The organism is Streptomyces sp. NPDC031132 (assembly GCF_055570595.1).
Window position 1 is genome coordinate 292,282 of sequence record NZ_JBVIGX010000001.1, and the last position, 10,678, is coordinate 302,959.

The window sequence follows — 10,678 nt, forward strand, 5'->3', positions numbered from 1 at the left end:
GTCCCTCTCCCCACGCCCATTAGAATTTGACCCAACACCCGGCTGACCCGCCGGGTGGTGACCCGAGGAGCCACCTTGGCTGCTGAGCTGCACGTCGAGCTGGTCGCGGCGGACCGCAATGTCTGGTCCGGCGAGGCCACCCTTGTTGTCGCCCGCACCACGTCCGGCGACATCGGCGTCATGCCCGGTCACCAGCCGCTTCTCGGTGTGCTGGAATCGGGCCCGGTGACCATCCGCACCAGCGAGGGCAACACTGTCGTCGCCGCGGTGCACGGCGGATTCATCTCGTTCGCGGACAACAAGCTGTCCCTGCTGGCCGAGATCGCCGAGCTCGCTGACGAGATTGACGTCCAGCGGGCGGAGCGGGCACTGGAACGCGCGAAGTCGGAGGCCGATGCGGCCGCCGAGCGTCGCGCCGATGTCCGGCTGCGCGCGGTAACGGGGCACTGAGCCCCGTTCCGAAGAGTGTGCGACCTCAGCCGCGGTCCGTGCTGGAATTTTCCAGACCGGGTCGCGGCTGAGGCGATGTACGTCCGTTTTTCGTTGGTGCGGGATTCGATGAGCGAGGAGGTCGGTGAAGATGCTCCTCGCTCTGCTTGTGAGCGGCCTGGTCGTAGCCCTGGTGGTGATCGGGCTGTTTGTCTTCGGACTGCGCCGCAGACTCATCCAGCGTTCCGGCGGCACCTTCGACTGCAGCCTGCGCTGGGGCGTGTCCGAGGAACCCGACATCTCCGGCAAGGGCTGGGTGTACGGGGTCGCCCGCTACAGCGGTGACCGCATCGAGTGGTTCCGCGTCTTCTCGTACTCCCCGCGGCCGCGCCGGCTGCTGGAGCGCTCCTCCATCGAGGTGGTCGCCCGCCGCGCCCCCGAGGGCGAGGAGGAGCTGGCGCTGCTGTCCGACGCCGTCGTGCTCGGCTGTGTCCACCGCGGGACCCGCCTGGAGCTGGCGATGAGCGAGGACGCGCTGACCGGTTTCCTGGCCTGGCTGGAGGCGGCGCCTCCGGGGCAGAGGGTGAACGTCGCCTGACACGGGCCGTACGACGTGGAGAAGCCGGGGGGACAGGGGGCGGACCCCGTCCCCCCGGCTTCGTCGTTCACCGGGCCAGTGTGTGGGGGTTACTGGAGACCGGTGTGGACCGCGCTCGCGAGCTCGCCGTTCGCCGTGTCGCCGCTGAACTCCCAGTAGAAGGCGCCCCTGAGGCCCTGCTGCTTGGTCCAGCTCATCTTCCCGGCGATGGTGGCGGGGGTGTCGTAGCTCCACCAGTTGCTGCCGCACTTGGCGTACGCCGTGCCGGCGACGGTCCCGGTGGCCGGGCAGCTGCCCTTGAGCACCTTGTAGTCCTCGATGCCCTGCTCGTACGTGCCCTGCGCGGGCCCGGTGGCGGCGCCGCCGGGGGCGGCCTGCGTGACGCCGGTCCAGCCGCGGCCGTAGAAGCCGATGCCGAGGTTGAGCTTCGAGCCGGCGATGCCCTTGCCCTTGAGCTTGGTGATGGCGGCCTCGGAGTTGAAGCCGGCGATCGGGATGCCGGCGTACGAGGTGAGCGGGGAGTGCGGGGCGGTCGGGCCCTGGGCGTCCCACGCGCCGAAGAAGTCGTACGTCATGACGTTGTAGAAGTCGACGTACGGGGAGGCGCCCGCGTAGTCGGCGAGGTCGAGCTTGCCGCCGTTGGAGCCGTCCGCGGAGATCGCGGCGGTCACCAGGTTGCTGCTGCCGAACTTGGTGCGCAGCGCGGACAGTACGTTCTTCAGGGAGGCGGCGCCGCTGGTGTCGCAGGACAGGCCGCAGGCGTTCGGGTACTCCCAGTCGATGTCGATGCCGTCGAAGACGTCCGCCCAGCGCGGGTCCTCGACCAGGCTGTAGCAGGAGTCGGCGAAGGCGGCCGGGTTCGCCGCGGCCTGGCCGAAGCCGCCGGACCAGGTCCAGCCGCCGAAGGACCACAGCACCTTGACGTTCGGGTACTTCGCCTTGAGCTTGCGCAGCTGGTTGAAGTTGCCGCGCAGCGGCTGGTCCCAGTTGTCGGCGACTCCGTCGACGCTCTGGTCGGCGGTGTAGGCCTTGTCGTAGTCGGCGTAGGCGTCACCGATGGTGCACTTGCCGCCCTGGACGTTGCCGAACGCGTAGTTGATGTGGGTGATCTTCGCGGCGGAGCCGGAGGTGTCCAGGTTCTTCACGTGGTAGTTGCGCCCGTAGACGCCCCACTCGGTGAAGTAGCCGAGCTTGACCTTGCCGCCCGGGTCCGGGGGATTGGTGCCGCCGGTCGTGGTGACCGAGACGGAGCCGGAGGCCGGGCCCGTCTGGTCGGCGGTGTCGCGGGCGACGACGCTGTACGTGTACGTCGTGCCCTTGGTCAGGCCGGAGTCGGCGTAGCTCGTGCCCGTGACGGTGGCGACCTTGGCGCCGCCGCGGTAGACGTCGTAGTTCTTGACGCCCTTGTCGTCGGTGGCCGCGGACCAGCCGATGGTCAGGGAGGTGTTGGTGACCCCGCTCGCGGTGGGGGTCCCGGGGGCCGACGGCGGGCTGTCGGTGGGGTTCGAGCCGCCGTCGCATGAGCCGCCGTTGACCTTGCAGCCGCTGGGGGCCCCGGAGCCGGCGCCGTTGAAGCCGAAGCTGATCGTGGCACCGGGGGCGAGGGTGCCGTTCCAGCCGACGTTCTTGCCGGTCCAGTGGGTGCCGGAGCTGGTGACGGTGGCGTCCCAGGCGGAGGTGACCGTCGTGCCGGAGGGGTAGTCCCACTCCACGGTCCAGCTGGTGAGGGCGGTGGTGCCGGTGTTCTTCACCGTCCACTTGCCCTCGAAGCCGGTGCCCCAGTCGGAGACCTTCGTGTACGTGGCCGTCGCGGAGGCGGCGGCCTGGGCGGGGCCGGCCAGGGCCACGAGGCCGGCGATCGGCAGGGCGAAGGCCGCCACGGTCGCGGCGAGCCTTCTGAAGAGACGGATGCGGGGTGGGGGTGCTGTGCTCAAGGGTGCTCCTCCGTAGGTCCGTCGTGGCCGTGGGGCCGACTACGACATGGGGATGGGACCTGCGCCGCCCGTGAGCACGCTTGTCATGGCACGCTCACCACAGTTGCCGCGAGCGTAGAAAGGTCTGGACCAACCGTCAAGAGGTCCAGACCTTCCCTCCAGGAGTCCGCTAGAGGCCCAACTCCTGGGCCAGTACGGCCGCCTGGACCCGGCTGCGCAGCTCGAGCTTCCCCAGCAGCCTGCTGACGTGCGTCTTCACCGTCGCCTCCGCCATCTCCAGCCGCAGCGCGATCTCCGCGTTCGACAGCCCCTCGCCCAGAGCGCCGAACACCTCCCGCTCCCGCCGCGTCAGCGAGGCCACCGCCGCGGCCGTCTCCGGAGCCACAGGGGCCTTCACGGGCCGCGGAGCCGCGAACTCGGCGATCAGTCGCCTGGTCACCGCCGGGGCGATCAGACCCTCCCCGCGCGCGACGGTCCGTACCGCGTCGATCAGCTCCGCCGCGTCCGCGTTCTTCAGCAGGAAGCCCGCGGCCCCCGCGCGCAGGGCGCCGAACACGTACTCGTCGAGGTCGAAGGTGGTCAGCACCAAGACATCGGCCAGCCCCTCCGCGACCACCTGGCGGGTCGCCGACACCCCGTCGAGCCGCGGCATCTGCACGTCCATGAGGACGAGATCCGGCCGCAGCTCGCGCGCCAGGCGCACCGCCTCCTCCCCGTCCGCCGCCTCGCCCGCGACCTCGATGTCACCCGCACTGCGCAGGATCAGCACCAGGCCGGCCCGTACCGCGCTCTGGTCCTCGGCCACCACGACCCGGATGCTCATTCCGCCACCGCCTTCTCGTCCGCGGGCAGATCCGCCCGCACCAGCCACACCGATCCGTCCCGGCCCGCCGTGAACTCCCCGCCCAGCAGTTCCGTCCGCTCCCGCATGCCGATCAGCCCGGCTCCCGAGCCCGGGGCGCGGGGGCCCGGGCGGTCCCCGTACGGGGAGTCCACCCGTACGGTCAGCAGCCCCCCGGCCGCGCCGTCGCGGCTCACGCGGACCCGGACCGTGCCCGGCGCGGCGTGCTTGAGGGCGTTCGTCAGGGACTCCTGGACGATCCGGTACGCCGCCAGCTCCACGGGGGCCGGCAGCGGCTCCCCGGGCGGCCGGTCGTCGAGGAGTACGAAGTCCAGCCCGCTCGCGGCGCCGTTGACACGGGCCTGCCCCAGCAGGGCGTCGAGCCCGTCGAGGGAGGGCGTGGCGGTCGCCTCCTGCTCCGCGCCCGCGTCCCGCAGCAGCCCGATCAACCGGCGCATTTCGGCCAGCCCCTGCACGCTGTTCTCCCGGATCACCCCGAGGGCCTCCCGGCTCGTCGCGGGGGAGTCGATGGAGAGCGCGGCGGTGGAGTGGATGGCGATGGCGGACAGGTGGTTGGCCACCATGTCGTGCAGCTCTCGGGCCATCCGGGCGCGCTCGGCGACGACGGCCTGGCTGCGGTCCATTTCGGCCAGCAGCGCGGTCTGCTCGGCGCGCAGCCGGGCGGCCTCGGCGGCCTCGCGGTGGTTGCGCAGGGTGGCGCCGGTCAGGGCCGGGCCGAAGCACACGATGCCGGTGATCACGCCGATCATCAGGGACTGCGGGGTGCGCAGCCAGGCCACGGAGGCGATGGTGACGGTGATGGTGACCAGGCCGGTCGAGATGGGGAGCCGCCGGGCCATGGCGGGTTTGCCGTAGACGACGGCCGCGTACATCAGGTCCGTGAAGATCAGGACGGTGCCGAGGTTGCCCACGGTGAACTGGTCGGCGATCACTCCGAGGGTGCCGACGGCCAGGGTGACGTTGGGCGCGGTGCGGCGCAGCAGCTCCATCGTGCCGAGCGCGAGGAGCGGGACGAGGGCCGCCCAGTCGGGGAAGAAGTGCCGGTTGCTCGTGCTGTAGACGCCGAGCGACCAGAGCAGCAGGCCCGCCAGCACGCTGAGCACCGCGAGGAGGACGTCGTCGCGGTGGGGGCGGAAGGTCTTGGCGGGCGCCGCGGTGGTGATGGTCGGGATCACGGTCCTATCCAACAGGGTGGGGGAGCGCCGGGCGTCGCCGCCGGGGCGGAGGCCGGGCGGCGTGGCAGTACGCCGAAGGATGCAGTCACGGTTCGTCACCGGCGACGACGAAGGGGCGCGGATCGGACGGGAGCCTGGATGCAGTGCTCGTCGAAACGCGAACGGAAGGGAGAATCCGGTGCTCGTCGCACTGATCATCGCCTGCGAGATCGCCTTCTGGGTGCTGCTCGCCGGCGGACTGGCGCTGCGCTACCTCGCGAAGATGCCGAGGCTGGGGGCGGCGGTCCTGCTGTGCGAGCCGCTGCTGGAGCTGGTGCTGCTGGTGGTCACCACCCTGGACCTGAAGAACGGCGGCGAGCCGAGCTGGACGCACGGCCTGGCCGCGCTGTACATCGGCTACACCGTCGGCTACGGCCACTACACGGTGAAGTGGCTCGACCGGCACGCGGCGTACCGCTTCGGCGGCGGGCCGAAGCCGCCCGGCCCGAAGTACGGCAGGGCCAGGGCGGTCCACGAGTGGAAGCTGTGGACCCGCACCCTGGCCGGCGCGGCCGTCGCGCTCGGGCTGCTGCAGGCCGCGATCTGGTACGTGGGCGACGCGGCCGACACCGGCAGCCTGCAGTCGTGGCAGTTCGCCGCCCTGCGGGTGCTCGGCATCCAGGCCGTGATCGCCGCCACGTACACGCTGTGGCCGCGCAAGGCCCCCGCGGCGGAGCCGCACGAGGAGCCGGCCGAGGTCGAGCGCTAGCGCTCGCCGCCCGGGACCCAGAGGACGTCCCCGACCTCCTTGTTGGCCGTACGGGCCAGAATGAAGAGGAGGTCGGAGAGGCGGTTCAGGTAGGTCGCGGTCAGCGGGTTCATCACCTCGCCGTGCACCTCCAGCGCCGCCCAGGTGGAGCGCTCGGCGCGGCGGACCACCGTGCAGGCCTGGTGCAGGAGGGCCGCGCCGGGGGTGCCGCCGGGGAGGATGAAGCTGCGGAGCTTCTCCAGCTGCTCGTTGAAGTGGTCGCAGTCCGCCTCGAGCTTGTCGATGTAGAACTGCTCGACGCGCAGCGGCGGGTACTCGGGGTTCTCGACGACCGGGGTGCACAGGTCGGCGCCGACGTCGAACAGGTCGTTCTGTACTCGTACCAGGACCTTCACGACATCCGCCGGCAGGCCGCCGAGGGCGATCGCCGTGCCGATGGCCGCGTTGGCCTCGTTGGCGTCGGCGTAGGCGGAGATCCGCAGGTCCGTCTTGGCCGTACGGCTCATGTCGCCGAGGGCGGTCGTGCCCTTGTCGCCGGTCCGGGTGTAGATGCGCGTGAGGTTCACCATGCAGTCAGCGTAATGAGCCGCGGCGCGGTGTGCGGCTCCGCCCCGGCCGTCTGCGCGACTGCGGGCGATCGGGGCGCGGTTGGCGGGAGCGGGCGGCTCGGCCGGACCGGTGTGATGTCCGTCAGTTGAGACGTGACGCGTGTTACTTCGCGGTCACACGACCCCGCGCGAGCGCTAGTCTCCGCCGGAGAGGCTACGAAGCTGGGCCGAATTGAAGAACGTGGGGTGTGCAGTGGCTGGGAAGCTCGCCGTCATCGGTGCCGGACTGATGGGTTCCGGAATTGCTCAGGTCTCCGCTCAGGCGGGGTGGGACGTCGTACTGCGTGATGTCACCGATGCCGCGCTGACCCGCGGTACCGACGGGATCAAGGCCTCGTACGACAAGTTCGTCTCCAAGGGCAAGATGACGGCCGAGGACGCCGAGGCCGCGCTCGCCCGCATCAAGACGACCACCGACCTCGACGCCGTCGCCGACGTCGACATCGTCGTCGAGGCCGTCTTCGAGAAGCTCGAGGTCAAGCACGAGATCTTCCGCACGCTCGACAAGCTCGTACGGGACGACGCGATCCTCGCGTCCAACACCTCCGCCATCCCGATCACCAAGATCGCGGCCGTGACGGAGCGTCCGGAGCGGGTCGTCGGCGCGCACTTCTTCTCGCCCGTCCCGATGATGCAGCTCTGTGAGCTCGTCCGCGGCTACAAGACGAGCGACGAGGCCCTCGCGACCACCCGGGCGTTCGCCGAGTCCGTCGGCAAGACCTGCATCGTCGTCAACCGCGACGTCGCCGGCTTCGTGACGACCCGTCTGATCTCCGCCCTGATCGTGGAAGCCGCGAAGCTGTACGAATCGGGCGTGGCCTCCGCCGAGGACATCGACATCGCCTGCAAGCTGGGCTTCGGCCACGCCATGGGGCCGCTCGCCACCGCCGACCTCACGGGTGTCGACATCCTGCTGCACGCCACCAGCAACATCTACACCGAGTCCCAGGACGAGAAGTTCGCCCCGCCGGAGCTGATGCGCCGCATGGTGGACGCCGGTGACATCGGCCGCAAGAGCGGGCAGGGCTTCTACAAGCACTGAGCCGCCGAGCCGTCGGGCGCCGAGTTCTTGGGCGCCTGTTCGAATATCTGCACCCGCACGGGTGAATTAGGTATCGGTTCGCTCACGGTCGGCAACTTCCCTGCCCGTACGGCAGTCAGTTGCAGTGAGAGTTGCCGACCACGGACCAGTCGGATCCCTACGTACCCAGGACTGCCGGGAGCGCATATGCACATCAGGGGCGACCACGCCGAACTCGCTGTCGGGGGCCGCCTCGACGTGCGCAGCGCGGCGGACGCCCGTACGGCCCTGCACACCGCCCTCGACGACGGCCACGGCGATCTCGTGCTCGACCTCACCGGGCTCGACTCCTGGGACGCGACCGGGCTCGGCGTGATCATGGGAGCCCACCGGAGGGCCGGCCGGACCGGCCGCCGCCTCGTCCTGCGCGGAGTGCCGCCGCAGATGCAGAGGCTCCTCGTCGCCACCCGCCTGCACCGCATCCTCGCGATCGAGGGCGGCCTGGAAGCGGAATCCCTCCCGCGGGTCTGACGCGGTCCCTCGCTCACGCTTCCTGCGGAAACGTAACGGTCCGGTGGTGAAGGCACCCCTGCGGTTCCCCGCACGACCGGGCACCGTCTAGGGTTCGGGCGGAAACCGGACCCGTAGCGACAGCGGAATGTGCGAAGGCCGGACGGTACGACACGACGGCGACGGCGCAGGGCGCGATCGGGGGACCAGGTCATGGACCGCACACAGGGGCAGGCCGAACCGGTGGAGCAGCCCGCGACGGCGCCCGTGCCTCCCGCGACGGCACCCGTGCCTCCCGCGGCGGCGTCCGCGGCAGCCGGACCGGCGGCCTCCGCCTCTGCTCCCGTCCCCGTCGCGCGGATCGTCACGCTCACCGCCGGGGACTTCACGCTGACCGTGAACCCCGTCGACGGCAGCGAGATCGAGCCGCGCCGCCCCGGCACCGGCGGCGCCGCCCCCGCCAAGCGCGACGCCGCCGACCGCAGTGCCCGGGACGCCGCCGCACGGCCGCCCGTCCTGCCCGGCCCCGCCGCCCCGGCCCCGCCGCTGCTCGCGCGCGACGAGGAACGGGAGCGGCTCGTACGGCTGCTGGGCCGCGGCCGCTCCGTACGGCTGACCGGACCCGCAGGATCCGGCCGCAGCGCCCTGCTCGACGCGGTCGCCGCCAAGTGCACGGGCCTGGCGCCCGACGGGGTCGTACGGCTCAGCGGGTACGGGCACCAGCAGCCCGGCGAGCTGCTGCATGCGCTGTACGCCGCCGTGTACGAGGCCTCCGCCGAGCGGCCCGAGCGGACCCAACTCCTGGCCCGCGTACGGGACATCGGCGCCATCGTGCTCCTCGACGACCTGGAGATGGGCGGCACCGCCCTCGACGAGCTGCTGCGGGCCACGCCCGAGTGCGCGTACCTGCTGGCCGCCACCCCCGACACCCGCGCCCCCTCCGACGACTCGCACCTGGAGGAGGTCTTCCTCGGCGGCCTCGGCCGGGCCGACTGCGTGGAGCTGCTCGAGGCGGGCATAGGACGGCCGCTGACCGAGGAGGAGACCGCCTGGGCGAGCGACCTGCGGTTCGCGTCCGAGGGGCTGCCGCTGCGCTTCGTCCAGGCCGCGGCACTGCTGCGCCAGCGCGACGAGCGCAACCTGTCCTCCGCCGAGGACGACGACGACGAGCCCGGCGTATTCGAGGAGCGGCCGCGCGACGCCGCGTTCGTGGCGCTGCCGACGCTGGCCGAGGGCGCGGCACCCGCCGAGCTGCTGGCCTCCCGGGTCAGCGAGTCGGCGCGGGCGGCGCTGCGGATCGCCTGCGCGCTGGGCGGGGAGATGCCGCACCACGCCCACCTGCCGGCGCTCGTGGGGGACACCCACGCCGACGCGGCGGTCGCCGAACTGCTGGGCTGCGGACTGCTCACCGCGGTCGGCACGCGCTACCGGCTGGCCGCCGGGGTCGCGCGGCAGCTGGAGGAGGCCGGGTTCGCGGACACCGCGGCCGAGGAGGCCCGTACGGCCGCCCGCCACTACGCATGGTGGACCGGACACGCCTCGGTCACCCCGGAGCGGGTCGCGTCGGAGGCCGAAGCCGTGGTGGCGGCGCTGGCCGGCGCCGATGTGGTGGCCGCCGTACTGCTGGCCCGCACCGCGGCCCCGGCGTTCGCGGCCTCGCGGCACTGGGAGGCGTGGGAGCGGGTGCTGCGCTCCGGGGCCGAGGCCGCGCGCAAGGCGGGAGAGGTCGCGGAGCAGGCGTACTTCCACCACGAGCTCGGCGTGCTCGCGCTGTGCGAGGGGCGGTTGGACCGGGCGCGGGCCGAGCTGGAGGCGTCGATAGGCCTGAAGGGTGCGCTCGCCGACAAGCGGGGCACGGTGTCCGGGCGGCGGGCGCTCGCGCTGGTCACGGACCGCGAGAAGGCGGGCGTGGAGGTGTCGCCGCCGCTGCGGCTGGAGCCGCCGGCAACGGCGTCCGAGGCGGTGACGACGGCGGTGCCGGCGGTGTCGAAGACGGGGCCGGCTGCTCCTGTGGCTCCTGTGGCTCCTGCGGTTGCGATGACTGCGGTGGCACCCGTCGTACCGGTGATCGGGCGGGCGGCGCCGACGACGCTGTCGGAGGTGTTCGAGGAGGCCTTCCCCCTCGACCCGAAGCCGACGGTGGCCGCGCCGGTCCGGCCGGCGCCCGTGCGGGCTGCACAGCCGCGCCGGAAGCCGGTGCTGCTGGCGGCGGCGGGAGCGCTGACGGTGGTGGTGCTGGGCACGGTGGTGAGCCTGGCGATGACGGGCTCGGACCCCGAGACCCCGGCGGGCGGGGTCGGCCCGGCGGTGTCCTCGACGCCGACGGCGGGGACGACGGGCGGTGCGGGCGTGCCGGGGACGAGCGGGAACGATCCTGCACCGGATCCGGGGACGACGGCACCCGACGCCTCGGAGCCGGCCGCCCCGGAACCGGGCCTCAGCCCGGACCCGAACCAGTCGTCGCGCACCCCGTCGCGCAAGCCGTCGTCGACGCAGCCGTCGCGCACGCCGTCTTCGACGGGTCCGACGGGCACGTCCTCGAACCCGGCGCCGACCCAGTCGGTGCCGACGACACCTCCGGTGTCGACCCCGACTCCGACGCCCACGCCCACGAGCACGATCCCGGCCAACCCGTCCTCGACGGGCTAGGGGGTGTCCGCATAGTCGTGCCGGGGGGGGGGGGGGGGGGGGGGGGGGGGGGGGCGAAAAAAAGAGGGGGGGGGGGGGGGGGGGGGGCCTCCCTCCCCCCCCCCACCCACACCACAAGACGAGGGGATGGTAAGGTGTATGCCA

The 10,678-nt window shown here is 72.3% G+C and carries 10 protein-coding genes; 6 read left to right on the forward strand and 4 right to left on the reverse strand.

The genetic code is table 11. From position 1 onward, the window contains the following. Positions 1-75 precede the first annotated feature (75 nt). Entirely contained in the window at positions 76-450 is a 375-nt protein-coding gene (locus ACZ49B_RS01360; protein WP_008738187.1) for a F0F1 ATP synthase subunit epsilon, read from the forward strand. A 130-nt stretch (positions 451-580) separates the two neighbouring features. Beyond that, positions 581-1,027: a DUF2550 domain-containing protein gene (locus ACZ49B_RS01365; protein ID WP_030295266.1), complete on the forward strand. Its 447-nt coding sequence runs from the start codon at positions 581-583 to the stop codon at positions 1,025-1,027. Positions 1,028-1,116: 89 nt separating this feature from the next. On the opposite strand, the gene ACZ49B_RS01370 is transcribed toward ACZ49B_RS01365, so the two are convergent. The 3 genes from ACZ49B_RS01370 to ACZ49B_RS01380 all read right to left on the reverse strand — a co-directional run bounded on the left by ACZ49B_RS01370 (position 1,117) and on the right by ACZ49B_RS01380 (position 5,010). Further along, the gene (locus ACZ49B_RS01370) at positions 1,117-2,961 is read right to left on the reverse strand and encodes a glycosyl hydrolase family 18 protein (RefSeq protein WP_468299310.1); all 1,845 of its coding nucleotides are present in this window, start codon (positions 2,959-2,961) and stop codon (positions 1,117-1,119) included. Between the two features lie 169 nt (positions 2,962-3,130). Then, positions 3,131-3,784 (reverse strand): response regulator, encoded by a 654-nt coding sequence (locus tag ACZ49B_RS01375; protein WP_468299312.1) that lies wholly within the window; start codon positions 3,782-3,784, stop codon positions 3,131-3,133. Further along, positions 3,781-5,010 (reverse strand): sensor histidine kinase, encoded by a 1,230-nt coding sequence (locus ACZ49B_RS01380; protein ID WP_468299314.1) that lies wholly within the window; start codon positions 5,008-5,010, stop codon positions 3,781-3,783. The genes ACZ49B_RS01375 and ACZ49B_RS01380 overlap by 4 nt, the downstream gene beginning before the upstream one ends. A gap of 166 nt (positions 5,011-5,176) precedes the next feature. Here ACZ49B_RS01380 and ACZ49B_RS01385 point away from each other — a divergent pair, with 166 nt between their 5' ends. Further along, positions 5,177-5,746 (forward strand): hypothetical protein, encoded by a 570-nt coding sequence (locus ACZ49B_RS01385; RefSeq protein WP_468299316.1) that lies wholly within the window; start codon positions 5,177-5,179, stop codon positions 5,744-5,746. Here ACZ49B_RS01385 and ACZ49B_RS01390 read toward each other — a convergent pair. After that, positions 5,743-6,315, reverse strand: a complete 573-nt coding sequence (locus ACZ49B_RS01390) for a cob(I)yrinic acid a,c-diamide adenosyltransferase (RefSeq protein WP_468299318.1) — start codon at positions 6,313-6,315, stop codon at positions 5,743-5,745. The genes ACZ49B_RS01385 and ACZ49B_RS01390 overlap by 4 nt on opposite strands. A gap of 232 nt (positions 6,316-6,547) precedes the next feature. On the opposite strand from ACZ49B_RS01390, the gene ACZ49B_RS01395 reads away from it, so the two are divergent. From ACZ49B_RS01395 to ACZ49B_RS01405, 3 genes are all read left to right on the forward strand, one after another. Then, a complete protein-coding gene (locus ACZ49B_RS01395) occupies positions 6,548-7,396 on the forward strand; it encodes a 3-hydroxyacyl-CoA dehydrogenase family protein (protein ID WP_468299320.1) in 849 nt (282 codons plus the stop codon). A 186-nt stretch (positions 7,397-7,582) separates the two neighbouring features. Then, complete coding sequence (locus tag ACZ49B_RS01400) at positions 7,583-7,906, forward strand: STAS domain-containing protein (protein ID WP_030153791.1); 324 nt, start codon at positions 7,583-7,585, stop codon at positions 7,904-7,906. 192 nt (positions 7,907-8,098) lie between these two features. After that, a complete protein-coding gene (locus ACZ49B_RS01405; protein WP_468299322.1) occupies positions 8,099-10,534 on the forward strand; it encodes an ATP-binding protein in 2,436 nt (811 codons plus the stop codon). Positions 10,535-10,678: the final 144 nt, after the last annotated feature.